This window comes from Streptomyces sp. NPDC041970 (assembly GCF_055588985.1).
Map to the genome: position 1 here is coordinate 1 of NZ_JBVJCD010000073.1, position 25683 is coordinate 25683.

At 72.6% G+C, this 25683-nt stretch carries 23 protein-coding genes, 1 tRNA gene and 2 pseudogenes; 13 read left to right on the plus strand and 13 right to left on the minus strand.

The window, feature by feature from the left end; genetic code table 11:
• The 3 genes and pseudogenes from ACZ6EJ_RS25105 to ACZ6EJ_RS25115 all read left to right on the plus strand — a co-directional run.
• Window positions 1-102 (plus strand): annotated as a pseudogene (locus ACZ6EJ_RS25105) (RidA family protein); the annotation flags it as partial.
• Window positions 103-423: 321 nt separating this feature from the next.
• The gene (locus ACZ6EJ_RS25110; protein ID WP_469270199.1) at window positions 424-759 is read left to right on the plus strand and encodes a beta/gamma crystallin domain-containing protein; all 336 of its coding nucleotides are present in this window, start codon (window positions 424-426) and stop codon (window positions 757-759) included.
• Between the two features lie 254 nt (window positions 760-1013).
• Window positions 1014-2834: a protein kinase domain-containing protein gene (locus ACZ6EJ_RS25115; protein WP_469270200.1), complete on the plus strand. Its 1821-nt coding sequence runs from the start codon at window positions 1014-1016 to the stop codon at window positions 2832-2834.
• Between the two features lie 441 nt (window positions 2835-3275).
• On the opposite strand, the gene ACZ6EJ_RS25120 is transcribed toward ACZ6EJ_RS25115, so the two are convergent.
• Window positions 3276-3776, minus strand: a complete 501-nt coding sequence (locus ACZ6EJ_RS25120) for a DUF6301 family protein (protein WP_469270201.1) — start codon at window positions 3774-3776, stop codon at window positions 3276-3278.
• 329 nt (window positions 3777-4105) lie between these two features.
• Between ACZ6EJ_RS25120 and ACZ6EJ_RS25125 the strand changes: the two genes are divergently transcribed.
• Window positions 4106-4375, plus strand: a complete 270-nt coding sequence (locus ACZ6EJ_RS25125; protein WP_469270202.1) for a hypothetical protein — start codon at window positions 4106-4108, stop codon at window positions 4373-4375.
• 20 nt (window positions 4376-4395) lie between these two features.
• Here ACZ6EJ_RS25125 and ACZ6EJ_RS25130 read toward each other — a convergent pair.
• A pseudogene (locus ACZ6EJ_RS25130) lies at window positions 4396-4915 on the minus strand (inositol monophosphatase family protein); the annotation flags it as partial.
• Window positions 4916-5347: 432 nt separating this feature from the next.
• The gene (locus ACZ6EJ_RS25135) at window positions 5348-5989 is read right to left on the minus strand and encodes a GNAT family N-acetyltransferase (protein ID WP_469270203.1); all 642 of its coding nucleotides are present in this window, start codon (window positions 5987-5989) and stop codon (window positions 5348-5350) included.
• A 165-nt stretch (window positions 5990-6154) separates the two neighbouring features.
• Here ACZ6EJ_RS25135 and ACZ6EJ_RS25140 point away from each other — a divergent pair, with 165 nt between their 5' ends.
• The 3 genes from ACZ6EJ_RS25140 (at window position 6155) to ACZ6EJ_RS25150 (ending at window position 8590) form a co-directional block, all read left to right on the plus strand.
• Window positions 6155-6727, plus strand: coding sequence for a flavoprotein (locus tag ACZ6EJ_RS25140; protein ID WP_469270205.1), 573 nt, complete (start codon window positions 6155-6157; stop codon window positions 6725-6727).
• A gap of 225 nt (window positions 6728-6952) precedes the next feature.
• Window positions 6953-7702, plus strand: a complete 750-nt coding sequence (locus ACZ6EJ_RS25145; RefSeq protein WP_469270207.1) for a 3-keto-5-aminohexanoate cleavage protein — start codon at window positions 6953-6955, stop codon at window positions 7700-7702.
• A 66-nt stretch (window positions 7703-7768) separates the two neighbouring features.
• The gene (locus ACZ6EJ_RS25150; RefSeq protein WP_469270208.1) at window positions 7769-8590 is read left to right on the plus strand and encodes a class I SAM-dependent methyltransferase; all 822 of its coding nucleotides are present in this window, start codon (window positions 7769-7771) and stop codon (window positions 8588-8590) included.
• An 81-nt stretch (window positions 8591-8671) separates the two neighbouring features.
• On the opposite strand, the gene ACZ6EJ_RS25155 is transcribed toward ACZ6EJ_RS25150, so the two are convergent.
• Window positions 8672-8998 carry a hypothetical protein gene (locus tag ACZ6EJ_RS25155; protein WP_469270209.1) on the minus strand — a complete coding sequence of 109 codons (327 nt, stop codon included), beginning with the start codon at window positions 8996-8998 and terminating at the stop codon, window positions 8672-8674.
• A 464-nt stretch (window positions 8999-9462) separates the two neighbouring features.
• Here ACZ6EJ_RS25155 and ACZ6EJ_RS25160 point away from each other — a divergent pair, with 464 nt between their 5' ends.
• Window positions 9463-10380 (plus strand): DUF6891 domain-containing protein, encoded by a 918-nt coding sequence (locus ACZ6EJ_RS25160; protein WP_469270210.1) that lies wholly within the window; start codon window positions 9463-9465, stop codon window positions 10378-10380.
• A 142-nt stretch (window positions 10381-10522) separates the two neighbouring features.
• Here ACZ6EJ_RS25160 and ACZ6EJ_RS25165 read toward each other — a convergent pair.
• Window positions 10523-10597: transfer RNA gene (locus tag ACZ6EJ_RS25165), tRNA-Val, on the minus strand.
• A 353-nt stretch (window positions 10598-10950) separates the two neighbouring features.
• On the opposite strand from ACZ6EJ_RS25165, the gene ACZ6EJ_RS25170 reads away from it, so the two are divergent.
• Both ACZ6EJ_RS25170 and ACZ6EJ_RS25175 read left to right on the plus strand, forming a co-directional pair.
• Window positions 10951-11751, plus strand: a complete 801-nt coding sequence (locus ACZ6EJ_RS25170; RefSeq protein WP_469270212.1) for a DUF4097 family beta strand repeat-containing protein — start codon at window positions 10951-10953, stop codon at window positions 11749-11751.
• A 71-nt stretch (window positions 11752-11822) separates the two neighbouring features.
• Window positions 11823-13277: a hypothetical protein gene (locus tag ACZ6EJ_RS25175; protein WP_469270214.1), complete on the plus strand. Its 1455-nt coding sequence runs from the start codon at window positions 11823-11825 to the stop codon at window positions 13275-13277.
• A 430-nt stretch (window positions 13278-13707) separates the two neighbouring features.
• On the opposite strand, the gene ACZ6EJ_RS25180 is transcribed toward ACZ6EJ_RS25175, so the two are convergent.
• Window positions 13708-14589 carry an NAD(P)-dependent oxidoreductase gene (locus ACZ6EJ_RS25180; RefSeq protein ID WP_469270215.1) on the minus strand — a complete coding sequence of 294 codons (882 nt, stop codon included), beginning with the start codon at window positions 14587-14589 and terminating at the stop codon, window positions 13708-13710.
• Between the two features lie 108 nt (window positions 14590-14697).
• Here ACZ6EJ_RS25180 and ACZ6EJ_RS25185 point away from each other — a divergent pair, with 108 nt between their 5' ends.
• A complete protein-coding gene (locus ACZ6EJ_RS25185) occupies window positions 14698-15306 on the plus strand; it encodes a TetR/AcrR family transcriptional regulator (RefSeq protein ID WP_469270216.1) in 609 nt (202 codons plus the stop codon).
• Between the two features lie 66 nt (window positions 15307-15372).
• Entirely contained in the window at window positions 15373-15588 is a 216-nt protein-coding gene (locus ACZ6EJ_RS25190; protein WP_469270217.1) for an FmdB family zinc ribbon protein, read from the plus strand.
• A gap of 350 nt (window positions 15589-15938) precedes the next feature.
• Here ACZ6EJ_RS25190 and ACZ6EJ_RS25195 read toward each other — a convergent pair whose 3' ends face one another.
• The 4 genes from ACZ6EJ_RS25195 to ACZ6EJ_RS25210 all read right to left on the minus strand — a co-directional run bounded on the left by ACZ6EJ_RS25195 (window position 15939) and on the right by ACZ6EJ_RS25210 (window position 21573).
• Window positions 15939-16598 carry an O-methyltransferase gene (locus ACZ6EJ_RS25195; protein ID WP_469270219.1) on the minus strand — a complete coding sequence of 220 codons (660 nt, stop codon included), beginning with the start codon at window positions 16596-16598 and terminating at the stop codon, window positions 15939-15941.
• A gap of 288 nt (window positions 16599-16886) precedes the next feature.
• Window positions 16887-17738, minus strand: coding sequence for an HAD family hydrolase (locus tag ACZ6EJ_RS25200; protein ID WP_469270221.1), 852 nt, complete (start codon window positions 17736-17738; stop codon window positions 16887-16889).
• On the minus strand, window positions 17735-20245 hold the full coding sequence (locus ACZ6EJ_RS25205; protein ID WP_469270222.1) for a phosphoribosyltransferase: 2511 nt from the start codon (window positions 20243-20245) through the stop codon (window positions 17735-17737). The genes ACZ6EJ_RS25200 and ACZ6EJ_RS25205 overlap by 4 nt, the downstream gene beginning before the upstream one ends.
• An 89-nt stretch (window positions 20246-20334) precedes the next feature.
• Window positions 20335-21573: an HpcH/HpaI aldolase/citrate lyase family protein gene (locus tag ACZ6EJ_RS25210; RefSeq protein ID WP_469270223.1), complete on the minus strand. Its 1239-nt coding sequence runs from the start codon at window positions 21571-21573 to the stop codon at window positions 20335-20337.
• Window positions 21574-21793: 220 nt separating this feature from the next.
• On the opposite strand from ACZ6EJ_RS25210, the gene ACZ6EJ_RS25215 reads away from it, so the two are divergent.
• Complete coding sequence (locus tag ACZ6EJ_RS25215) at window positions 21794-22723, plus strand: TerD family protein (RefSeq protein ID WP_469270224.1); 930 nt, start codon at window positions 21794-21796, stop codon at window positions 22721-22723.
• Between the two features lie 27 nt (window positions 22724-22750).
• Here ACZ6EJ_RS25215 and ACZ6EJ_RS25220 read toward each other — a convergent pair whose 3' ends face one another.
• The 3 genes from ACZ6EJ_RS25220 to ACZ6EJ_RS25230 form a co-directional block, all read right to left on the minus strand.
• Window positions 22751-23485, minus strand: coding sequence for a Tellurium resistance (locus ACZ6EJ_RS25220; RefSeq protein ID WP_469270226.1), 735 nt, complete (start codon window positions 23483-23485; stop codon window positions 22751-22753).
• A 131-nt stretch (window positions 23486-23616) separates the two neighbouring features.
• Window positions 23617-24756: a DUF475 domain-containing protein gene (locus ACZ6EJ_RS25225; RefSeq protein WP_469270228.1), complete on the minus strand. Its 1140-nt coding sequence runs from the start codon at window positions 24754-24756 to the stop codon at window positions 23617-23619.
• A 73-nt stretch (window positions 24757-24829) separates the two neighbouring features.
• A complete protein-coding gene (locus tag ACZ6EJ_RS25230) occupies window positions 24830-25405 on the minus strand; it encodes a TerD family protein (protein ID WP_469270229.1) in 576 nt (191 codons plus the stop codon).
• Window positions 25406-25683: the final 278 nt, after the last annotated feature.

Sequence of the window (25683 nt, forward strand, 5' to 3'; positions counted from 1 at the left end):
CTCGGCATCACCCCCGCCGCCCCCGGCACCCTCATCGGCGTCGCCGCACTCGCCTCACCCGAATACCTCGTCGAGGTCGACGTCACCGCCGTCCTGAACTGACCCACCGCACCGCCGGAGCGCCGGGGCCGCTCGGTCCCGGCGGCGCCGGCCGTACGCGGGGCGGCGGTCGCCCCGAGCCCCACGGCCGCCCGCGCGTCCCCCGCCGCACCCGAGCGACCCCGGCCCCGGACCCGTGGCGGGGCGCACCGGCACGCCGCCACCGCCCCGTACCGACCCTCACGCCACCCCGGACGTCACGACACCACCGACCGGCAGCAGCCCCCTCCCCGCCGGTCGGACAACACCGCTGACCACCCGCGGAGTCGGACCCCGAGCCCCCGCGGCACACCGCCGCGGTGTTTCCCAGGAAAGGGACTTCCCATGAAGCGCTCTCTGGCCCGTCTCGCGCTCACCGCCGTCGCGGTGGGCGCCATGACGGCCCTGCTGCCCGTCTCCTCCGCCGCGGCGATCAACCAGACCGAGTGCGGTGACCGCACCGACTTCGTCAAGGTCTGGTACAACGGCGGCGACAACGTCATGTGTTACGCCAACGCGGGCATGAACAACCCCATGCTGCCCAACGTCGTCCAGATCGACGCCGGCAACAACCACATCGAGGTGTTCTACGGCAACGAGTTGCGGGTCATCGAGCGGTGGCGGTCGGTCGTCGACATCGACAACCTCAACTGGACGCTGTACGCCCTGCAGATCCACTGATCGGCCGCCGGGCTGACTGACCGTCATCTCTGACGTCCGTGCACCGCGGGAGGCTCCCGCGGTGCACGGACGGTCGGCCGCGCACCCCCACCGGGACCGCGCGGCCCGATCGGCGGCCGACCGCGGAACGCGTCCGGAGGCGTTCCGCGGATCGGCCCGCGCCGTCCCCCGCCCGGCTTCGTGCGCTGTTCGTCTCCGGTCCTGGGCTCTCCGTAAGCTGCGGTGGTCCGTTGTACGTGTGGGAGGAGTTCTTCATGGTGGAGCCGTTGAAGCAGGGAGACCCGAGCTTCCTGGGTGACTACCGGGTGGTGGGTCGGCTGGGCGAGGGCGGCATGGGACGCGTCTTCCTGGGGCGTTCACCCAGCGGGCGGCCCGTGGCGATCAAGATGGTGCACGCCTCGTTGGTGCGGGAGCCGGAGTTCCGGACCCGGTTCCGCGGCGAGGTGCGGGCGTCGCGCGCGGTCGGCGGCGCCTTCACCGCCCCGGTGATCGACGCGGACACCGAGGCCGACCAGCCCTGGATGGTCTCCAGCTACATCCCCGGCCCCTCGCTCCAGCAGGCGGTCGCCGAGAAGGGGGCCCTGCCGCCGGTCACGCTGACCGCGCTGGCGGCGGGCCTGGCCGAAGCACTGGTCTCCATCCACCGGGCCGGGCTGGTGCACCGCGATCTGAAGCCCTCCAACGTGCTGCTCGCCGACGACGGCCCCCGCGTCATCGACTTCGGCATCGCGCGGGCGTTCGACGCCCCCGGCGGCCTCACCAAGACCGGGGTCACCATCGGCTCGGCCGGATTCATATCTCCCGAGCAGGTCAACGGCGGCGAGATCACCGCGGCCAGCGACGTCTTCTCCCTGGGCGCGGTGCTGGCGTTCGCGGCGACCGGCGTCGGTCCGTTCGGCGTGGGCTCGACCCCCGCCATGCTCTACCGCGTCGCGTTCGAGTCCCCGGACCTGGACGGCGTGCCGGACCCCGCGCTGCGCGCCCTGGTGGCCGACTGCCTGGCCAAGGAACCGGCCCGCCGCCCCACTCCGCGGCAGATCCTCCAGCGGATGGCCCCGGCCGCTCACCGTTCCGACCGCATACGGGAGGCCCACCACGCGGACCCGCGCGGACAGGCCGACGTGCCCACGCGCCGCGCCACCCTCGCGGAGATGTTCACCCAGTACGGCGGGGCGCAGCTCTCCCCGTCGGCCGCACCCGCCGCCCCGTCGCCCGCGTCGGACGCCCCCCACCGCCCCCCGCGCGGCGACGCGATGGCCCCGGCCGCCGCCCGGACCCCCGACCACGCGGCCCCGGCGTACGAGAAGGCGGCAGCCCCCGTCGCTCCCTCCCCCGCACCGGCTCCGTCCCCCGCCCAGGCCCCCGGCCACGCGGCCCGGGCGTACGAGAAGGCGGCAGCCCCCGTCACTCCCTCCCCCGCACCGGCTCCGTCCCCCGCCCCCGGGTTCGGGCCGGCGACCGCGGAGCCTCACCCGGTCGGAGCCTGGCGTCTCGACGAACGTTCCGGGGTGCGGGCGATGGACGCCACCGGACGGCACCACGCCGCCGCCACGGCGGTCAGGTGGGGGACGAACCAGGACGAGGGCGCCGAGTTCAACGGGTTCAGCAGCGAAGTGGCCACCGCCGGCCCGGTCGTCGACACCGCACGCGGCAGCTTCACCGTCAGCGCGTGGGTCCGACTCGGAGTGATCCCCGCGCACTTCGTCACCGCGGTCAGCCAGGACGGCGAGGTGACCAGCGGCTTCTACCTCCAGTACTCCGCCGACGGGGGCCGCTGGGCCTTCGCCCGCCCGGATCTGCGCGTCCTGTCGAGGACCGAGCCGGTCGCCGGCGCGTGGACCCACCTGACCGGCGTCTGCGACAGCTCCGCCGGTGAACTGCGCCTCTTCGTGAACGGCGTCCACGAGGGCACGATCCGCGACAGGATCCTCATCGTGTCCGAGGGGCCTTTCGTCATCGGCCGCGCCCGCTACGGCGGAAGGCCGGTCGACCACTTTCCGGGCGGCATCAAGGACGTCAGGGCCTTCGACCGCGCCCTCACCGAGGCGGAGGTCCACGGCCTGATCCGGCCGTGATCCGGTGACCGGCGCCGACCCCGGCCCGCCCGCCGCCGAAGACGCCTCGCCCCGCCGCCCGAACGCCCCCTCGTACGGGGCCGAGGCGCGGGGTGTCGTCCGCCCGTGCGCCCGGCGGCCTCCGGTCGGCAGCTCCGTACGGGGGTGGGGCGCGCGGGCGCAACCGCCCGCCGACGACCCCGCGGGCCTCCGGGGTGAGCCACCCCCTCCTGCTCGGCCTGGCGGTCCTGGCCGTCCGCAACCGTGCCAGACGCTGACGGGTTGCGGCGGGCGCACCCCGTGGCCGCGCACGGGCGGGGACCGGGCGGTCGGCGGGGCTCGGAGATCCGCGGGGCGCGGGATGCGCTGGGGCCTGGGGGTCGGTCGGGGCCGGAGATCCGCCAAGGTACGGAGATCCGCGAGTACTTGGAGATCCGTTGGGGCCCTGAGGTCCGCCGGGACTCAGAGAAGCGAATGCCGTACGTCGTCGAGGGCGTCGCTCTGGTCCCCCAGATCCAGCCAGCCGTTCTCCATCAACGTCAACTGCAGCGAACCGGCCACGTTGCGCAGGATCAGCGTGTTCGCCTCGCCCGGCCACCTGACCGAGCCGACCTCACCGGGGATGCGCCGGGACGGTGCGCCGAAAGCGGCGCTCAGCGCGGCGATCATGCGCCCGTAGACGCGCTGCGCCCAGGCGACGCGCCTGTCGGCATCCCCGGAGGCGTTCTTCGCGATCTGCGTGGTGATGTCGACGATCAGCCCGCCCTCGGCGAAGACCCGGCAACTGGTCACGCCGTAACCGCTGTCGAGCCTCGCCCGGTCCGGATGCGCCCGGAGCACCTTCCAGCCGAGCTGCGCCGCCAGTTCCGGCAGGGTGTCCATCGGGCGCGCGCCTTCGAGCGCTCGCAGCCGCGTGGCGAGGTCGACGAGCTCGTCGTCGGTCAGGGCACGCCAGTCGTCCATGACGACGAGCTTAGGGCTCTCGTTCGGATCATGCCGGGCTCGTGTGCCCCGGCACGTACGTCCGCGGCGCCGTCGGCCGCCCACGCTCCCCGGTGACTCCCTCCTCCGCCTCGCATCCGCCCGCACGGGACGCAAGCAGTGGCACGGCCTGGCCACTCGGCAGGACTGGACCGCCGCGATCCACCGGGCGGCACTCCGACGCTGCGGGCCTCCGCCTCCGCTCCGCACACTGACGCGAAGCCCCGCGGGTGCAGAATGATCGCGTGCTTCCTCCTCGACTGCTGTGGCGCGACCCTCGGCCCATCCCCCGGTTCAATCGTCAGGAACCAGTGACCCTGATCGTCCGCGATCCCGCTTTCCACGAGCCGGCCGACGAGGACGACTGCACGGTGTTCTCGTACTTCTGCCAGGCGCATGACCGCCTCTACCGACGCGGAGCCTGCGGGGAGGGGCCGCATCTCGTCGCTGTGCACTGTGGGGAGCACGGCCCCGAAAGCATGTGGCCGCAGCCGCTCACGCTCATGTTCCCCGAGGGGTTCGAGCCCCCGCTCAGCACGGCCCAACTCGACTGGCTGCAAGCGGAGTGGGACGCCGCCTGAGCGGTGACGACCTGGACGCGCTCTCGGATCACCGACAGCAGCCGCTCGTGCGTCTCCGCGTCCGCCGCCGCCACGGGGCCCCGCCCCGCCGGGCCGAGCGGCGCGCCGTCGACTCCCGTCACGACGCGACCGGCGGCCCGGCGCAGGGCGATACCGGCGGCGAAGTGCACGTTCCCGGTCAGGTCGCCGCCGTCGGTGACGTACGCGGCACGCCTGCCCGTCGCCACCGTTGGTGACGTACGCGGCACGCCTGCCCGCCGCGACCCAGGTCGGCGCCGGCGTAGTGGACACGGCCCACGGGCGGAACCGTGCGGCGAAGGCGGGGTGCGCGAGCAGGCCCACGGCTCGGAACTCCGGCAACGCGTCGGGGAAGGGCGCATCGAGGTCCACGTCCACCAGCCGGGACGCTCCGGTCGGCGCCAACCGCTCGTCACGCCCGTCGCGCAGGACGCGGGCGGCCGTGCCGTCGGTGAAGAAGACCTCACCGCCGAACGGATCGGCCACCGCCGCCGGACCACCGCCCAGGGCCACACGGCCTGCGGTCGACTAGATCGCCAGGTGCAAGGTGGCGGGCGGCCGCCACCGCCGTACGCGAAGTCCTGCTGGGGCACGCAGAGTTCGCCACCTCGTCGACGCACGGTGCTCCGACGTATGCGAACCAACGCCACCGCATGGAGAGTTCACTACACCGTTCTCCATGGAAGCACGGCCGGCACTCCCCGAGTGCGCCGCGTCAGGTGACGTGGCGTGTCGTCGCCCGCGACGTAGCGGCGGCACGACAGGAGTTCGCCGAGCCGTATCGCGTGGTGCTCCGGTGCTCGCTAGGCACATCTACGCACGCGGAGTTCGCCGCGTCCCTACATCTGGACGTCCGGGGTGCCGACGAAGTACCGCCGAGGCGCGGGGTGTTCACCACACCGTGCCACTCGCCGCGCCACGACGCGGGGGATGTACCAGCGCTACCTGAAGAGTTCAGCTCCCGACCAGCAACACCTCCGACCCGACCGGCCGGAACCCCGCCGCACGGAAGGCCCGGATGCTGCGCGCGTTGCCCGCGGCCTGCTGCGACCAGAGCGGTTCGCCCGCGGGCACGAGGTGGCGCGCGGCGGTGGCGAGGGCGCGGCCGAGACCCCGGTGGCGTGCGGCCTCGTCCAGTTCGACCGCCACCTCCCAGCGGCCGGCGACCCCGCGTCCGAGGACCAGCACCCCGCCGTCGACCGCCCACACGCGCACGTCGTCGCGCCGCCTGCGCGCGCTGACCACTCGGGGGTGGACGGGGTCGGTGACCTCTCTCAACTCCAGGTCGGGCGTGCCGGGCAGGGCGGAGGCGACGGTCAGAAGGTCGATCGTGTCGGTGGTCCGCCCGGTGCGGTCCAGGAACGCCGTCAGGAAGCGGGGATGCATCGTGGCGGCCAACGCGTCGCACTCCAGGGCCGCCAGCGTCGCGTGGACCCACTCGGGGTCCTCGTCCGTGAACACGACCGAGTGGGCGGTGAAGGCGATCACCCCCGTGTCGCGGGGGCTCGGCGCGGGGACGACGGTCGTGCTCCCGTCCGCCTCCGGAAACCGCCCGTGGGACGCCTCGTCCAGTATCTCCGCCAGGGTCTGCCCCATGAAGTGCCCCTTCGTTCCGCGGTGTCCGGCCCGGCGCGGGCCCGGCGCGGCTCTCCTCGTGTCCGGGCCCCAGGGTAGAAGCGCCCGGTGATCGGACCGGTCCGCCCCTCCTCTCTGCTGTACTGCTGGCTCTCGGGGGACGGACTCCCGTACGGAGGTGGAACGGTGAGCGCAGGCAGGCGTGGCGTACTGGCCGTGGTGGGCGCGGCGGCCGACGGGGTCGAGGCGCTGCGCGGCGGACTGGTGGAACCGGCCGTCGCACTCGGCTGGCAGGTGTCCGTGACCCTGACGCCGCAGGCGGGCAAGTGGCTGCGGGCGAACGGCGAGTGGGACCGACTGGCGGCGGTGACCGGCCTGCCGGTACGGGACACCCCGCGGCTGCCGTCCGAGCCCCGCCCCCACCCGGTCGCCGACTGCTACGTCGTCGCCCCGGCCACGGCGAACTACGTGGCCAAGCTCGCCACGGGCATCGCCGACAACCAGGCGCTGACCCAGGTGAGCGAGGCACTCGGAGCCGTGGACGTCCCGGTGGTGCTGTTCCCCCGCGTGAACGCCGCGCACGTACGGCACCCCGCGTGGGAACGGCACATCGACACGTTGCGAGGGGCGGGCGTGGAACTCCTCTACGGCCCCGACGTCTGGCCCCTGGACGAGCCCCGCAAGGTCCCGCCGAGACGCGAACTCCCCTGGGCCGCCCTCCTCCGCTCCGTCGAACGGGTCGCCGCGGAGCGGCGGTGACGGGGGGTGTACGCCGGTGGCGAGGGAGGAGCGGCGAGCAGCGGCCGGGACCACCGGAAGGCGTTGACGGGGGGTTGCGCCCAGCCGCCACCGCCCTCGCCACCGCCCGGAGACGACTTCCGGGCTCTCCGGTTCTCTCCGAGGCTCTCCGGGGACACGTTCAGTATCGCGTGCCCAATGCCCTAGACCGGCACCCCTGGGCTCCCACCCTGCGAAAATCACTCCATGCTGCAAGTCTGTCTGAACGGTGCCAGAGTCCCCGCCGAACTCCCCCACCTCCCGGTGACGCCGGAAGAGTTGGCGTCGGCAGCCCACGCGGCCGTCGCCGCCGGCGCCCAGGACATCCACCTGCACCCCAAGAACCACGACGGTGAGGACACGCTCGACCCCGCCGCCGTCGCCGCAGCCCTCACGGCCGTACGGGCGGCCGTCCCAGGCGTCCCCGTAGGCGTCACCACGGGCGCCTGGGCCACACCGGACCCCGAAGAACGCGCCGCGCAGATCCGTTCCTGGACGGTCCTCCCCGATCACGCCTCGGTGAACTGGCACGAGGACGGTGCGGCCGTGGTCGCCACCACTCTGCTGGACCGGGGCATCGGCATCGAAGCGGGCATCTACTCCGGGACCCGTGCAGCACGGAGCTTCCTCGGCTGGCCGGACTCCCCCCGCGTCGTGCGCATCCTGGCCGAGATCACCGACACCGACCCGCGGACCGCGCCCCGTACGGCGACCGGCCTCCTGGACGAACTGCTCCCCGCCACGAGAACGCCGATCCTCCTCCACGGCGAGGGCGACGCCGCCTGGACCGTCCTGCGGCTGGCCGCCTCCCGTCGCCTGGACACGCGGATCGGCCTGGAGGACGTACTCCGGCTGCCGAACGGAGCGACCGCCGGAACCAACGCCGCCCTGGTCCGCGCCGCCTGCGGCATCATCCGGGGGGACGGTGGTCCGGTCGCGGGTGACCGCGTCCGTTGATGTGCGAGGTGGACCTTCTCCGGACTAAGGACGGCCGCGCGAAAGCCTGCGGCATAGGTTGGGTAAGTGACGACTACCGCACCGCAAGAGGCATTTCTGCAGGCGTTCCACGCCGAGTACCCGGCAGTGACCGCAGAGGCGTTCAGCCGTGGCCATGCTCCAGACGGCCGGTCCAGCTATGAGATCTTGTGCGATCAGGTAGCTGGAAGCACGCGCGTGCTGGACCTCGGCTGCGGCGATGGCCTACTGCTGGAGTTCCTGGCCCGAGGGCCCGGGCGACAACTCGCGGGAGTGGACCTGTCCTCTCACTCTCTGTCGCTGGCGCGACGTCGACCGGTGCTTTCCGGAGCAAAGCTGGAAGAGGGCCGAGCTCAGGAGCTTCCTTTCGCCGACGACAGCTTCGACGCCTGCGTTTCCCACATGGCGCTGATGCTGATGAGCGAGATCGAGCAAGTCGCAGCTGAGGTTGCCCGAGTGCTGTCTCCCAGAGGGGTTCTGGCATGCGTGGTGGGAGGCGGGGCCGTAGGCGGCGAGGCTTATGAACGGTTCCTCACGCTGTTGCGGCGCACGATTGAGGAGACGCCAGCCTCGCAGCGCATCCCGGCGTTGGGGGACAAAAGGACACGCAGTCGCGAGGGGCTCGATGAAGTCCTCGGACCAGCAGGCTTCGCGGCGGTGGACTGGGAGACCGTTCCCATCGATCTGAGCGGGCCAGTGGAGCAGGTATGGGCTGCTGTTTCCAGCCTTTATGATCTTGCCCCGCTCGATCGCGCGACTGTGGAGCGGTTGCGTAAAACCTTCTTTGCCGAGGTGAGGGACATGACGACGTCAGACGGGCACGTCCCCTGCGCCTTCAAGATCCGTCTCGCAACGGCGCGACTGCGTTAGGTAGCTCCTTCGATGAGGTCGGTTCCGTCGCGGTGGAGAATGTCGCTCGCGGCTGCCCGCTCGCGGACGTCCTCGACACGGTCAGCGGTCGGCGGGGTCGGTGTGCCGTCCGGGCTGGCGGGGAGGTGGAGGTAGCCGAACGAGATCAGGCGTATTGGGTGCGTGATCGGGTTCTCCTGTTCCTGGCGGGGGTGAGGGATCGGTGATGACGGGCATGCCGCGGTCGACCAGCTGAGGGCGCCCGTCGGCGGGGGCGTTCTTGAGGCTGTTGAGCTTGCCCATCGCGGCGTCGAAGCTGACCTGGAGTCCTTCGACCTCGCCGAGCCAGCCGTTCCCGCGGGCTTCGGTGATGCGCTCGCGGAGGTTCTGGATGATCTCGATGAGGCGGGGCCGCTGGCGGGGGTCCATCTGGAGAACGGGGCAGCGAATGTCCCGTTGACCGAACTAAGTTGGACGTTTCCTGGGCTCGGCTGAAGTCAACGCATAGTGACCGTGAGGATGTTGTAGCTGCTTCTGGGACTCCCTGGTGACTGCGTGTGTCCGGGCGGATCTGGTCTCATCGCGTGTCGTCGAGTCGGTCGGCCCGTGGAGGTACGGATGTCAGAGCACAGCACGACGGTCCGGGATGTGGCGGCGCTGAGAGTGGCGCGGGTCGGCCGCGTTGAGAAGAGCGGTGACCCGCTGCGACCGTTCCGGCTAGGCCACGCGGGGGATGTGCTCGCGTCCGGCGTGTCGTGCGGTAGTCCGGTCAACACCTCGAAGGCTCCCACCATGGCAGGCCGGTGACCTCGCCCGGAGCGGACACCGAGGCATGGGGGTCCCCGCCGCATCCCGGTAGGTCTGAAGTCAGAGGGATATGCCAGAGTCTGCACATGCTCGAGATCGTGGTGAAGACGGAGAACTGGGAGCGGCACGTCCGCGTGTCCGCCGAGGAGCTGGCTGGCTTGGTTCGGCGCATCGGCGGCGACGGCGACCGGTTCCTGGTGATCCAGCGGATACCCGACCTGCCCGATGTCTTCGCCCAGGTCTGGCACGAGACCGGTGGCGACTACACGGTGGAGTACCGCGACGGAGCCGCTGACCGGCACTACCAGGCGTCGGCCGACGAACCGGAGGTCGTGGTCGAGGCACTGACCGGCTGGGCCCGCCAGGAGGCCGATCGGCAGGGCGGCCTGCGCTGGTCGCCGCTGGACATGGGGCCCGTTCGCGAGGTGCCGCCGCTCGACCTCGACGAGAACGAGCGCGAGGAGTTGGAGAAGCGCGTCCGCGAAGTACTCGTCGGCGGCTACGCCTCTCGCGCCGAACTGGCCGAGCTGGCCGAGGAGTACCTGGTCACCGAGGACCGCCGGCCCGTCTCGCGCGAGCAGGCGCAAGCGCTGGCCGACCGGTTGTGGCTGGAGCGGGTCGCGGAACAGGCCGCGTGGCAGGGCGAGACCGACCCCGAACGGCTCACTCGTGCCTTCACCGCCCTGCAAGAGGCCGGCATCACCTCCCGCGAGAACTTCACCTGCTGCCGTAACTGCGGCCAGTCCGAGATCGGCGACGAAGGCGGTCCCGACGCCCGCGGCTTCGTCTACTTCCACGCCCAGTGCACGGATTCCGCCGCGGCCGGCCACGGACTCACGCTCCTCTACGGCGCTTTCGACGGCTCGTCCGAGACCACCGCGACCATCGGCCACGAGGCCGTGGCCGCCCTCACGAAGGTCGGCCTCCACGCCGAGTGGGACGGCGACCCGAGCCAGGCCATCACCGTCACCCCTCTGGACTGGCGCCGCCGCCTGATCGGTTGAGTCCTGGCTGCCTCATCGGAGGGATGCAGGGGACGGCACCCGCATCAGGCGTGCGGCCGGAGCGCGATGAGCAGGGCCGCAGAAAGCGGATACAGAGAATCCCCAGGTCAGATGGGCCTCGACCTGGGGACTGTCTCCTCGTTGGTGGGCGCGGACGGTTTCGAACCGCCGACATCTGCTTTGTAAGAGCAGCGCTCTACCCCTGAGCTACGCACCCGTGGATGAGGCAACAGCGTACATGGGCGGGGCCCCTGCTCATAAACCGATCAGAGGCCGATCCGCGTGCCGATCGGCCCCCTCCGCGATCAGGTCCCCAGGCAGGCCCGCCTGGGGCGAAGGGCCCGAGGGGGTCGGTACGAGGTGGCGTCGGGCGAGGGACGGCGGGGCGGGGCGGAGCCCTTGCGCGGACGGGGGCGGGCGGGCGTCTCGATGCGGGGGATAACCCCACCCCGAGACGGTAGCGGTCCGCATTCCCCCGGTGGTTCACGGTGCGTAGGTTCTTGCTTGCACCGGCGATGACGTCCGGTGGTTTCGTCCGGACGCACCGCACACACTGGGGGACCGATCACCGTGGACATCGTTACGAGCACACCGGGTCGAACGCGTCGGGGGGCGCTCGGCCGGGCCCTGGCCGTGGGGGGCGGGGTCGTTCTCCTCGCGCTGGCGCTCACCGGGTGCGGGAGTACGGACGTCGACGGCGCTCCCGTCGAGCGGAAGACGTTCGAGCTGGAGGGAAGGACGCTGAACGTCGACTCCGAGAACGCGACCGTGGAGCTGGTGGCGGCCGACGTGCGGCGGATCGAGGTGGAGCGGCAGGTCGACGGCTGGGTGGTGATAGGCAGCGGGCCCCACCCGGTCTGGACGCTCCGGGGCGACACCCTGACGCTTCGGGTGAAGTGCAGCGCGATGATCGAGAACTGCGACGGACGGTATCGGGTGAAGGTGCCCCGCGGGGTGGGTGTGACGGCGGCGTCGGACAACGGGAAGGTCAGCGCCAGCGGGTTCGACGTCCCGCTGGACCTGTCGTCCGACAACGGCATGGTCCACGTCCAGGACGTGAGCGGGGCCCTCAAGCTGAAGAGCGACAACGGAGAGGTGCGGGCGGAGCGCATATCCTCCTCGTCCGTCGTGGCCCGAGCGGACAACGGGGAGGTCCGGCTGGACTTCAGCGCCGTTCCCGATCTCGTGGACTCGGTGAGCGACAACGGCGGCATCACCATAGACCTGCCGGCGGGCGCCCAGCCGTACGCCGTGAACGCGGCCGCCGACCACGGCGACGTGTCCATCCAGGTGCCGCGCAGCGATACCAGCGCGCATGTGGTCAAGGCGCGCAGCGACAACGGCCAAGTCACCGTCCGAGGCGCGAACTAACCGGCCCGTGTGTTCGTCCTTACCTGGTGGGACAATGTACCGGGCAGGGCGAAACGGCACGGGAGAGGCATGTGACGGCGACACACGCGCGGCCGGCGGCAGGAGCGGGCGGCAGTTCCGCCGTCCCGAGCAGCCGGGGAGCGCGGGAGCCGCACCGGCACGGAGGGGCTGGTCGTCGGGTCGGCCGTCGAGGGGCACGGCGGCGTGCGGCTCGGGATCTGCTCGGCCTGATGCTGCTCCCCGTTCCCCTGGTGGTGGCCGCGCTGCCCGCCGCCTTCGCCGGTGGCGGCACGCGCCGGTGGTTCGGTGGGCGCGGCGAGGACCAGCGGGCCGAGGCCCAAGCCGCGAAGGACGCGGCAGCCGAAGCCTTCTACGCGTTGGACAGCGCCCAGCGCGACCTCCGCATCTCGGTCGAGACGATCAACGCCGTCGACGACTCTCCGCGCGGCCGCAAGGTGTCGGAGGACTTCGCCGCGCTGGGGCGGCGCATCGACGAGGTCAGCCACGCGTACATCACCGCCGTCGACACCCATGACCTGGACCGGGACGATCTGGCGCCCTCCGCCGCCTCCCAGGCCCGCACCGAGCTGGTCCGGGCCAAGGACGATCTCGTACGGGTCAAGGGGGAGCTGGACCGGTTCGCTCAGGGGCTGGAGCCCCTGCTGGGCAGCGCCGAGACACAGCTCGCCCGGCTCGTCCCCGCCGTGGAGCGGGCCCGGCAGGCGCTCCTGGGTGCGAGCAACGCGCTCGACGCCGTACGGGGCGCGGGGCTGCGGGCCGACGAACCGGCCGCTCGGCTCGCCGCGCTCGCCCCGGAGCTGACCAAGTTGAACCAGGGCGCGGGCAGGCACGGTGTCGCGGAGACCCTCCAGCGGGCCGACACGGTGCTGCGCGACGCGGAGGCCGTACGCGCCGAAGCGGAGCGGCTGCCCGAGCGGGCCGCCGACATCGACCGGCGGCTGGTGACGCTGCGGACCCGCGCCCAGGCGCTCACCACCCGCGCGGGATCGGTCGAGCCGGTGCTCAGCGAGTTGCGGCGGCGTTTCTCGGCGGCCTGCTGGCAGGACCTCCAGCCCGTTCCCGAGCAGGCCGCCGTCTCCCTGCGGCAGGCCGAGGACAAGCTCGCGGAGGCGGCGAGGGCGCGGGAGGAGCAGCGCTGGGCCGACGCCACCTCCCGGCTGAGCACCGTCCGGGCCCTGCTGAACTCCACCGACGACGCGGTGTCGGCCGCCGGGGACCGGCTGCGGCGGCTGGACGCCGTGGCGAAGGACCCGCAGCAGGAGATCGAGCGGACCCGGTTCGCGGTGCGGGACGCCCAGCGCCTCGCCATGGACGGTCGCCACACGCCCGACCCCCGGCACGCGCGGCCCCTGGACGACTCCGTGGCCCGACTGGAACGCGCCATCGCCGGCTTGGAGGGCCGCCACCCCGACTACTGGCACTTCCTGACCGAGACCGAGGCCGTACGGCACACCGCGGCCCAGGTGGTCTCCGAGATCCGCGAGGAGCGAGGCACCGCCTCCTGACCCGACCGCCGCGCCGGACGACGAGGACGTGCCCCGGCCCGACCGGGCGCGGCGACGTCGAGCCCCGCACGGCCCGTTCTCCGCCGACCGGAGCTCCCCCGTCCGTCCGGACCGCCTGCGCCCCGACCGGGCCGCCCGCAACCGCCCAGGTCAGGCGCGGTGACACCCTCGTCAGGCAGGCGCGGTGAGGCCGATCGGGCAGGAGCGGTGGGCTTGTAACAGGCAGGCGGGCTGGCCGAGCAGGCGGTACGCGGGCAGGCGCGGTGAGGCCACCCGGCCACGCAGGCGAGCACGCGCGGCGAAGCCGATCGGGTATACGCGGCCGAGCAGGCGGGCAGACCAACCGAGCCGGGCAGATGGGCAGGCGCGGCGAAGCTAAACAGCCAGCCAGCCGCACGGCCAGCCGGGCAGGTTCGGTCGCGCTCGACGGCTACGCCTTCGGCTTCTTCATCAACTCCACGAGGGTGGAAGCGCTGTCCGCGGCGTGGCCGGCGTCCATGCCGCGCCGGAAGAGCTCGACGACCGCGGCCGGAAGCGTGGTGTCGACTCCCGCGTCGGCGTTGGTGTGCAGGACGTGCTCGGTGCTGGCCATCCCCATGGCGAGGCGGTCGACGTCGCCGTCGTGCCGGCCGGTGTCGATGCGCTCGGCGTAGAAGGAGTAGAAGTTCGGCAGCGATTGGGCGACGTCCACGGCGTGCGGCAGGATGTCCGTCGCCGTCAGGCCGTTGGCGTCGGCGAGGGCGATGGCCTGCCAGTAGCTCAGCAGGGAGGTCCAGAACATGACCATGCCGACCTGGTACATGAGCGCGGCCAGTCCGGGGTCCTCACCCCGGTAGTCGGTCCGCCCCGTGATGACTTCGAGCGCGGGACGGTGTCGCTCGAAGACGTGGCGCGGGCCGCTGTAGAAGGTGGACGATTCGGCCTGGCCGATCCCGGAGGGCGGTACGTTGACGCCTCCGGTCAGGTGGACGGCGCCCCGCTCGGCCGCCCAACGGGCCGCGGCCCGTGCCCTTTCGGGCGTGTCCGAGCTGAGGTTCACCAGGGTCCGGCCGGTCAGTGCGGCCTCGGCGGGCTGGAGCGTGGCGTACATGGCGTCGTAGTCCGTGAGGCTGAGGACCACCAGCTCGTGGGAGGCGATGGCCTCCTCCACGCTCGGCGCGAGCACCGCCCCGCGTGCGACCAGGGCGTCGGCGCGCGACGGGGTGCGGTTCCAGACGGTGACCTCGTGGCCGCGGTCGAGGAAGGCGCCGGCCATGGCCTGACCCATGGGACCGAGGCCGATGACGGTGACCGACTGCTTGCTGCTGCTCATGATGAGATCTCCACCCCTCACTAAAACGAGCGCTCTATTTAGCGCGTGGCGAGAACGTACCACAGCTCTAGAACGAGCGCTCTACTCACTAGCCGTTACGGTGGCTCCATGCAGACCAGCACACGGGACCGGATCGTCGCCGCCGCATCACGTCTCCTGCAGCGGCAGGGTTACGTCGGCACGGGGATCAAGCAGATCGCCCAGGAGGCACAGGCCACCCTCGGCTCCGTCTACCACTTCTTCCCGGGCGGGAAGGAGGCCGTCGCCGTCGCCGCGATCAAGCACGGCACCGAGGAGTTCGCGGCGCTTCTGCGGGAGGCGCTGGACAGCGAGGAGGACCCGGCGGAGGCCGTCATCGCCTGTACCCGCCAACTCGCCGAGGCACTGAGCGCGTCGGGATGGACCGACGGTTGCCCCGTCACGGCAGCGGCTCTGGAGACGCTCGGCACGGACTCGGAGATCCAGCAGGCGTGCGCCGACGCACTGCGCGGCTGGGAGCAGTTGGTCCGCGACAAGCTGCTGTTCTGCGGCTTCTCCTCCCGGAGCGCGGGGGAAGTGGCCGCCACCGTCATCGCCGCCCTGGAGGGCGCCGAAGTCACCGCCCAGGTCAACCGCAGCGAGGAACCCCTCCTGGTGGCGGGCCGGCAACTCGCCCGCCTCATCCGCTCCTACGAGGTCCGGGGCGTGCCCGGCGGGTCGGGGCCGGACGGGCACTGACCACCGACGCCCGGCAACAGGCGCCGATCGATGACGCGGTCTGCGGAGAGCCCTTAACCTGGGCCCATGCCTCGCTATGAATTCCGTTGCCGCACCTGCGGAGACACGTTCGAACTCAGCCGTCCCATGGCCCAGTCCTCCGACCCCGCCTCCTGCCCCGCCGGGCACGACGACACCGTCAAGCTGCTGTCCACCGTGGCCGTGGGCGGTTCCGCCGCGCCCGCTCCGGCGCCGTCCGGCGGTGGCGGTGGCGGCTGCTGCGGGGGCGGCTGCTGCGGCTGACCCCGGCACGGGGGCGCCTGGCCCGCACCCCGGAGGCCGCCGCGCCCGGGCAACGAGCCCGCGCACCGCGCACGAGCCCGCGCACCGGACCCCCGAGCCCGCGCCCCCGCGCACGTCCCTCACAACCGGCCCCGCGACCCCCGTGCCCCCGCGCACGCCCCCGCACACCCGGCCCCCGAGCACCGAGCCCGCACACCCGGCCGCCGCGCACCAAGCCACCGCGCCCCCTCGCACCGGACCGTCGCGCACCCCGGCCCGCCGCCCGCACCCCTGACGCGTACGCGACCCCGCGCCCGTCCCCGTCCCCGTCCCCGTACGAACGGGGCGGGCGCGGGAGGGCGGGGAGCGGGTTACTTCTTGCGGGACAGCGTCAGCCCGTCCGAGACCGCCAGCATCACGCTGTCCATCCGGTCGTCGGCGCTCACGTGGTCGTTGAACGCCTTGATCGCCGCCGCCGGACCGGTCGCATCCGGGTCCGTCACCTTGCCGTGGAAGAGCACGTTGTCCGTGGCGATGACGCCGCCCCGCCGCATCCGGGGGACCAGCTCCTCCCAGTACGCGATGTACCCGCCCTTGTCCGCGTCCAGGTAGGCGACGTCGATGTGCGGCTCGGCGGGCAGCGCGCGCAGCGTGTCCAGGGCCGGGGCGATGCGCAGGTCGATCCGGTCCGCGACGCCCGCCTTCGCCCAGGCGTCCTTGCCGTACGCCGCCCACTCCTCGGAGACGTCGCAGGCGATCAGCGTGCCGTCGGCGGGCAGCGCCTGGGCCATCGCCAGCGCGCTGAACCCGGTGAACGTGCCGACCTCCACCACGTTCCGCGCGCCGACCAACCGGACGAGGAAGGCGAGCAGCGGGGCCTGCTCCTCCGCCGACTGCATCCCCGCCTGGTCGGGGAAGCGCGCGTACGTGGTGGCCACCAGCTCCCGCTGGACCGGGTCCAGCGGCGGGTTGTGGGCCAGCATGTACGCGTACAGCTCGTCCGTGATCGCGGTGTCGTTGCCCTTGGTCATCCGGCTGCGGTTCCTTCGGTGTCGTGGTCGCGGCGTCCATCTGCCGCGCCCTGCGCACAGCCTCGCCCAGCGCCCGCCGCCGCGCACGGCGTTTCCGCACGCCGGCCGCCCCACGCCACGCGCACGCCGGCCGCCCCGCCCCACGCCACGCGCACGCCAACCGTCCGCACCCCGCCCGCGCGTCAACCGCACACGTGCCGATCACGCGCCCCCGCGCACACAACAACAGTCGACCGCCCCCTCCCCCGCGCACGCAGGGGCACGCCGCCCCCGCGTACACAGCGACAGTCAGCCGCGGGACGCCGCCCCCAGGAACCGGCGCAGGATCTCCTCGCCCGCCGCCGCGCCGCGTTCCTCCAGGACCTCGACGTGCGGCGCGCGCCAGTCGTTCTCGGCCAGTTCGCCGTGGCCGGGGCGCCAGCCCTGGTCGGCGGCGAGGAGCAGGTCGGCGTCGAGGAGGGAGTCCCCGGCGGCCAGGGTGCGGGTCGCGCCGGTGCGGCGGGCGACCTCGTGCAGCGCGGCGCTCTTGGTGAGCGGCGCGGGCACCGCGTACACCTTGCGGCCCTGGAGGGAGACCGTCCAGCCGCGCGACCGCGCCCAGACCGCCAACTCCTCCACCCACGCCTCGGGCAGCAGGGAGCGTTCGACGACGAGGTAGGCGAACAGGTCCTCCGCGACGCGGTCCTTGAGGAGCCAGGCCGGGTCGGCGGTGGCGGCGAGGTGGGCGCGGATCTCGGCCAGCGGGGCGCACGCGTCCGCGATACGGCGCTCGACCCGCGCCCGCCAGTCCCGGTCGGAGACGCCGTCGACGAGGATGTGGCCGCCGTTGGCGCAGATCGCGTACCGGGGGGACGGGCCGGGGAGGTGGATGCGGTGGTACTGCTCGCGGGTCCGGGTGGTGGTCGGCACGAAGACGGTGGCGCGGGCCACGTCGTCGAGGAGGCCCGCGGCCGTCTCGGTCATGTACGAGAGGGGCTTGTGCCCGTACACCTCGACGCACAGGAGGCGGGGGGCCTCGGCGTCCGGCATCGCCAACTGGAGGGCCGCCGCCGAGTAGATGAGGGTGCGGTCGAGGTCGCTCGCCACCACCGTGACGGGCGCCCCGGAGGCGGCGGCCTGCGCCTGCGGCTGCGTGCTCATGCCCCGTTCACCGCCTTGCCGTCCGCGCCCGTCGCGCCGCGCGTGAACCGGGGGTGGATCAGTCCGACGCAGGTGTACGGGAGGTCGTCGACCTCCTCGACCGGTACGCCGCGCTGCTCGGCCAGCAGCCGGATGTGCTCCAGGTCCGCCCCGGCCCCCCGCTGGGCGAGGATCTTCCAGGGGACCCGGCGGAGCAGGACCCGCGTGGTCTCGCCGACGCCGGGCTTGACGAGGTTGACGTCGTGGATGCCGTACTCCTCGCTGATCCGCTCGACGGCCGCCCACCCCTCCCAGGTGGGGGCGCGGTCGGCGGCCAGCAGCTCCTTCACGTCCGCGGCGACGCCGTCGGCCACCTCGTCGAAGCGCGCGGCGATCGTGTCGAGGAAGCGGCCGGAGACGTCGGCGTCCGCCAGCTCGCGGTAGAACTTCGCGCCGTGGAAGTCGTCCGGCCCGACCAGGTCGGCGCGGAGCACCGTACGCGAGACGAGGCCGGAGACCGTGGAGTTGAGGCAGGCGGAGGGGATGAGGAAGTCCTCGCGGGTGCCGTACGTCCGGACGCAGCCGCCCGGATCGGCGAGCACCGCGATCTCCGGGTCGAAGCGCGCGCCGCCCTCGGTCCGCGCGAACCGGTCGAGGGCGGCGGCCAGTTCGCGGGTGATCGCTCCCTTGCCGGTCCACCCGTCGACGAACACCACGTCGGCCGGGTCGTGGTGGGCGGCCAGCCAGCGCAGGGCGGTGGCGTCGATGCCCCGGCCCCGGACGATGGAGAGGGCGTAGTGGGGCAGGTCCAGGCCGTGCCGCCACTGGGCCCAGCGGCGCATCAGCACCCCGACCGGCGTCCCGGCGCGGGCGAGCGAGACGAGGACCGGGCGGGGGCCGCGTTCGGCGAGGACCGTCTCGGTGACGGCGCCCACCGCTCGGGCGATGCGGGCGGCGGAGGCGTCCAGGGCGGCCGTGAACAGGGCCTGGTACGCGGAGCTGGGCTGGTACTCGACGGGCAGCGACTCGGCGTAGTGCGCGCCTCCGCTCTGGATCGCCTCCTCCCGCTCCTCGGTGGGCGCTTCCAGCTCGGTGTCCGAGAGATCCTGGAGCAGCCAGCCGACGTCCTCGGGCGCGTAGCTGGAGAAGGCGGGGCCTCGGAGGGGCTCGGGAAGCACGCGGGGCTCCTGCGGTTCGGGGGCGGGGGTGTACGAGGGGACCACCGCGAGCAGGACGTGGCCGGTGTGCTCGGCGAGCCGGGCCAGCAGTCCGTCGGGGGCGTGCAGCGCGGGGGTGTCGGCGGTGGAGTCGACGACGGCCACGATCGCGTCGTAGCCCGCGCCCGCGATGTTGTAGGCGTACCGGTCGCCGGGGCCGTCGGCCGGGTCGTCGTGGGCCGGGAAGACGAGGCGGGTGCGGATCGCGTAGCCGGGGTCGTCGACGGCGAGGACGGGCGAGCGGGTGGTGGTGGAGAAGCGGACCTCGGCGTCGGTGCGGGCCTCCAGCGCGGCGCCCAGGCGCAGCGGGGCGTACATCAGCTCCTCGCAGCCGAGGACCAGGACGCGGCCCCGGCGGGCGTCGTCGCCGAGCGCGGCCGCGACCCGGTCCGCCAGGTCCGGGAGCGCCGCTTCGAGTGCCGCCCGGTGGGCCGGGGTGAAGCCGTGCCGGCCGCCGTCGGGGACGTCGGCGGGCCAGCCGAGGTCGATGCGGGTACGGCGGCCGGGCGCGGGGCCGCCGGGCCGCTCGCCGCCTCCGGCCCGCTCGGCCGCCTGCCGTGCTTCGTGCTCCGCGACCAGGGCCTGGCCGCGTTCCAGGACGTCCTCCGGCAGGGCGACCGTCCCGGTGACGCGGGTCACCACGTCCACGCGCGCGCCGATCTCGGCGGCGAAGGCGGTCAGCCGGTCGCGGTCGGCGGCCGAGCGCATGTCGACCAGGGCGACGATGACGTACCGCTCGCGCGGGTGCAGGCGGTGCAGCACGGCGATGGTGTTGAGGATGGTGTTCCCGGTGGAGAACTCGTCGTCGACCAGGACGAGCACGGAGTCGCCCGCCCCGCCGCTCCCGCCCGCCAGCAGGTCGCGGTGCTCGGGGAGCAGCAGGTGCGAGGAGGCGTGCGAGTGGGACTCCTCGAAGCCGCCCGCCCGCTCGACGCCCGGCACGGGGCGCCGGGTGGAGTGGAGGTACGGGGCGTCCCGCAGCCCGTCCGCGACGGCGTGGCCGAGGCCGGTGGCCGTCTCGGCGTACCCGAGGACGACCGCGCGCCGCGCGGCCTCCCCGCCCAGCAGGGCCCGCACCCGCTCGCCCAGCGCGAGGCCCTCCCCGTACACGACGGAGGGGCGCTGGGGGACGTGCTTGCCCAGGACGTTCGACACGAGCAGATGCGCCCGCCGGGGGTTGCGGCGCAGGGCGAGGCCCAGCAGCTCCCGGAGCTCTCCGTCGCCTTCCAGGGTGACGCCCAGCCGCTCGGCCACCCACTTGCCCGACCACACCACGTCCACGGTCTCTTCTCTCGTCGCGCGCTCGCTCATCGAAGCGCGCCTCGGTTCTTCCGTCGCACGCCCGCTCATCGGCGCGCGCCTCAGTCGCTCCGCCGCGCGCTCGCTCATCGAAGCGCGCCTCAGTTCTTCAGTCCGGCGGCCAGCAGGTCCACGAAGCCGACGTCCTCCCGCGCCACCCCGAAGACCTCGGCCCGCTGGAGCGTGCGCTCGGCCCAGGCCCGGTGGGGCTTCACCTCGTTCATCTTGTTCGTGTACGCGGAGCGCAACACGCCGCCCCCGCCGCGCTCGGGCCGCAGGATGTCCTGGGCGTCGGTGTACTCCTCGTGGCTGACCACGGACAGTGCGTGGACGGGCGCCACGTGCGAGGGGTGGATGCAGGTCTTGCCGAGCAGCCCGTTGGCGCGGTCCAGTTCGATCTCCCGCAGCAGGCCGTCGAGGTCGTGCTCGATGAGGGCCGTACGCAGTTCCTCGGCCCGGCCCTCCAGGAACGGACTGCGGCGCAGTTGCGGCTTGAACATGCGGACCTGGCGGCGGAAGTACTCCCAGACCGGTCCGGTGATCGTGAAGCCGGTGCCGTCCGCGCGGCCCAGCACGTTGACCACATCGGCGATGACGGAGCCGACGATCTGGACGTCGTACGCGGTCATGTCGGGCGAGCGGCGCAGCCCGTAGGCCGAGCAGAAGTCGGTGACGCCGAGCCGCAGGGCGAGCACCCGGTCGCGGTACTTGTCGACGCTGCGGGCGATGCCCTGGAGGATCTCGCCGCGCGTCTCCAGGTGGAGCAGTTCGGGCGACTCCAGGACCGGCATGGCGAAAAGTCGCTGTCCGCAGGCGGCTTCGGCCTCGGTGAGAGCTTCCAGGAACAGCGTTCCGCGCTCTTCGGTGAACTTGGGAAGTACGAAACCGGACAACATGCGGACCGAGTCGCCGAGACGGCGCACGAGGTCGGTGATCTGCTCCGGTTCGCGGACCCGGACGAAGAGGAGCGGCACCTCCGCGTCGCCCTGAGGCCCGTCCGCGTCCGCTCCCCCCGCGGCGCCCCGCGGGTCCGGAGCGGCGGTGCCCGGTCTCGCCGTCCGGGCGGCGAGTGCGGAGAACTGCCTGATCAGATTGGTCTCGGCGCTGCTGACCTCGGAGTCGTCGATGGAGTCCTCCAGGCAGAGCACCATGGAGACGACGCCGCGTGCGGCCATCTTCAGCACGTCGTCGGCCAGGGCCGGGCGGGTCGCCGGGGAGTAGAGCGTGGCCCCCAGGGCCACCGACAGCACCCGCGCGGAGGCGTCCGCGGTGAAAGCGCAGGGCTCCCGGAAGAACAGGCTCTTCCGGGTAGCGGGCGATATGTGCCCGAAGTGACGCATTTGTTTCCCCCGAACTGCCTGGTCGGCCGATGAAGGTATGGCCGGTAATAGTACGTACGGACGGGTGTCAACAGTTCCCGATGTACATGAATTTCCGGTTACCCAGCTCTCGCCCCTCCTCACCCCTCAGCACCATCCGGCTCCTTCCGCCCCGGCGGCGGGCGTGTTCGAGCCGCCCCCGCATTGTCCGCACAGGCCCCCAGCAGGCAGGATGACGGTCATGACGCACACGATGCTGAAGGGTTCGAACGTCCCCGTCGACGCCGCGGCCGTCCGGGCCGTCCTGCGGTGGACGCCGGGGACCGAAGTGCCCGACGTGGACGCCTCCGCCCTGCTGCTCGGTGCGTCCGGACGTGTGCGCTCCGACGAGGACTTCGTCTTCTACAACCAGCCCCGGCACCCCTCCGGGCTGGTCCGGCACCTGCCGAAGCGCGGGGTCGCGGAGGCGCTGACGGACACGGTCGAGGCGGACCTCTCCTCTCTCGACGCGTCGGTGGACCAGATCGTGATCGCCGCCTCCTCGGACGGCGGCCCCTTCGCGCGCGTGCCGGACCTGCGCATACTCCTGTACGACGCCGCGTACGCCGAGGGCGAGCCGCTGGCCGTGTTCGACGTGCGGCCGGAGACCGGCGAGGAGACCGCGATCATCTGCGGCGAGCTGTACCGGCGCGGCGAGGGGTGGAAGTTCCGCGCGGTCGGCCAGGGCTACCCCACCGGTCTGATCGGTCTGGCCACCGCCTTCGGGATCTCGGTCGAGGAGGCGGAGGAGGGTGAGGAGGCGAGCGAGGGCGCGGCCGACGAGGCCGTGACACACGTCCGGACCCCGCACCCCCCGCTCCAGCCCGAACCGCCCGCCGCGCCCCCCGCGCCCCCGCTCCACGCTCCGGCGGTCTCCGGGGCCGGGCCCGACTCCCAGGCCACGGTCCTGCACCAGCAGCCCTCCTACGGCTATCCGCCCGCGCACCCCGCCCCCGCGGCGGCCCACCAGCCGGCGTACGGCTACCCCCAGCCCGCCGCCGCGCCGCCCGCGCCCGCGTACGGCTATCCGCAGCCCCCCGCCGCGCCGCCCACGTACGGCTATCCCCAGCCCGTCGCGCCGGACGCCCAGGTCGTCCTGCCGCCGCAGGGGCCGCAGTTCATCCGGCCCTGACGACCGGGCCGGGAGGGCGCCGACCGTTCAGGCGCGGGACTTGTAGCCGCGCCCCCACTGCATCCCGTAGCCGTACAGCCGGTCCAGCTCGGACTGGAAGCCGTACACGAACTTCACCTCGCGGCGCACGATCAGCTCGCCCTTGACGTTCTCCAGGGTGAACACCGCGCAGGAGCGGGCCTGCGGCGCCCGTTCGTCCAGCTCGATCTCGATCCGCGGGCCGTTGCCCGGATACAGCGTGACCATGGCGTGCGTGCGGTCGAAGGCGGGCGTCTGGTCGTAGATGTACACGAAGAACAGCAGCCGCTTGATCCGGTCGCGCTGGTCGAGGTTGACGTAGATCGTCTCCCCCGAGGGCGCGCCGAACCGGTCGTCGCCGCTGAGCCGGACGTAGGGCGGCCCGTTGAGGTCGCCGACCAGCCCGCCCAGCGGCTGCACGGCGCCCTTGGTGCCGTCCGTCAGCTCGTACATGCAGCCGAGGTCCAGGTCCACGTTGACGACGCCCCGCGTATGCGCCTGGACCACCTCGGGCTGGAAGAAGCTCAGGGGGTTGCGCAGCAGGCCGTTCCGGCGGGAGCGGCCGTCGAAGTCCGAGGTGCGCATCCGCCAGGACAGGTTGACCCGGAGGTTGCCCGAGAGGGCGCCCTGGTTGTTGAGCGAGACCGTGGCGTTCCGCTTGGAGAGCGGGATGGCGCTCGTCATCCCGCCGCCCGAGTCGAACTGCGCCGCACGGCCCGGCCGCAGGCCGTCGAAGAAACCCATTCCAACCCCCACCTGACGTTTCGCCACCCGCACATCACCGCGGGGCGGCCACCGGGCCGGGTCCGGGAGGTCCCGGAGAGCCGTCGCCGTGTGGGCCGCCCCGCAGAGAGCGTTCCTCATTCCCTACCGGGTCACACCCCGGAGGAGACTCCGGCCTTGGCGTCGGCGCTGTCGCCGCGCGCCGCGATGGCCTTGTTGCGGCGGACCGAGGACCAGAAGGCCCAGCCGATCAGGAAGACGCCGACGAAGCCGGTGATCAGCTCGTTGATCTGGTACTGGATGGTGACCAGCAGGATCACCGCGAGGGCGCCGATGGCGTAGTGGGCGCCGTGCTCCAGGTAGACGTAGTCGTCCAGCGTGCCCTGGCGGACCAGGTAGACGGTGAGCGAACGGACGTACATGGCGCCGATGCCGAGGCCCAGGGCCATGAGCACGATCTCGTTGGTGACGGCGAAGGCGCCGATGACCCCGTCGAAGGAGAACGAGGCGTCGAGGACTTCCAGGTAGAGGAAGAGGAAGAACGCCGCCTTGCCCGCGAGGGCGACCCCGGTGACGGGCTTGCCCTCCTTCTTGGCCGCTTCCTCCGCCTCGTGCTCGCGCTCCTCCTCCTCTTCCAGCTTGCCCTCGAAGAACCCGGAGAGCCCGCCGACGACGAGGTAGGTGATCAGGCCGGCGATGCCGGAGAGCATGACGGTCGACGCCTTGTCCACGTGCCCGCCACCGTGCTGGTGGGCCTGGGTCGCGAAGGTCGTGGCGGCGATCAGCAGGACGATCAGCGCGACGCAGACCGACAGCATGTCGACCTTGCCGAGCTTGGCGAGCGGACGCTCGATCCAGCGGAGCCACTGGACGTCCCGCTCCTCGAAGACGAAGTCGAGGAAGATCATCAACAGGAACATCCCGCCGAAGGCGGCGATCGACGGATGGGCGTCCGTGACCAGTTCCTTGTAGCGGTCGGGGTCGTTGAAGGACAGGTCGATGGCCTCGATGGGCCCGAGCTGGGCGCTCACGGCCACGATCACGACGGGGAAGACCAGCCGCATACCGAAGACGGCGATGAGGATGCCGATGGTGAGGAAGATCTTCTGCCAGAAGGCGTTCATCTTCTTCAGGATTCCGGCGTTGATCACCGCGTTGTCGAAGGACAGCGAGATCTCCAGGATCGACAGGATCGCGACGATGCCGAAGGCCTGCCACCCCCCGTAGAACACCGCTGCGGCCAGGCCGAGCACGGTGACCGCGAACGACCAGCCGAAGGTTTTCAGTACCACTGGCTACCTCATCGTGTATTGGATAAAGGGTCTCCCCCGGTGCGTACGGGGCTCCCCCGCGCCAGGCGCGGTCTTACGAAACGTTGACGCCGAAGTCTAGAGCGATGCCCCGCAGTCCTGACGCATACCCCTGCCCGACCGCACGGAACTTCCACTCGCCGTTGTACCGGTAGAGCTCGCCGAAGATCATGGCGGTCTCCGTGGAGGCGTCCTCGCTGAGGTCGTAGCGCGCCAGTTCCTGGCCGTCGGCCTGGTTGACCACGCGGATGAAGGCGTTGCTGACCTGACCGAACGCCTGGCCGCGGTTCTCCGCCTCATGGATCGAGACCGGGAAGACGATCTTGTCGCAGTGGGCGGGCACCTGGTCGAGGCGGACGATGACCGACTCGTCGTCGCCGTCGCCCACGCCGGTGAGGTTGTCGCCGGTGTGCTCGACGGAGCCGTCCGGGCTGGTGAGGTTGTTGTAGAAGACGAACCACTCGTCGCCGAGCACCCGGCCCGACTGGCAGAGCAGCGCGCTGGCGTCGAGGTCGAAGTCGGCCCCCGTGGTGGAGCGTGCGTCCCAGCCGAGCCCGACCAGCACCTGGGTGAGGTTGGGTGCGGCCTTGGACAGGGAGACGTTGCCTCCCTTGGCGAGCGTGACGCCCATGTGTGTCCTCCCCGATTCGTGGAACGGCGCCGGGCGCGCTCGGCGCCCGGGCGTGGGCGCGGGAGCGCCCGTGCGCCGGGCGCGGGAGCGCGCCCGGTTGAGCGCGTCCGGCGCCGCACGGGATGCGGCGCCGGACGGGGTGGTCGGTGAGCGCGGTGCGCTCGGTTCCGGGGGGGGGGGGGGGGGGGGGGGGGGGGGGGGGGGGGGGGGGGGGGAGGGGGGGGGGGGGGGGCGGGGGGGAGGGGGGGGGGGGAGGGGGGACCACCCTCACATTGTGG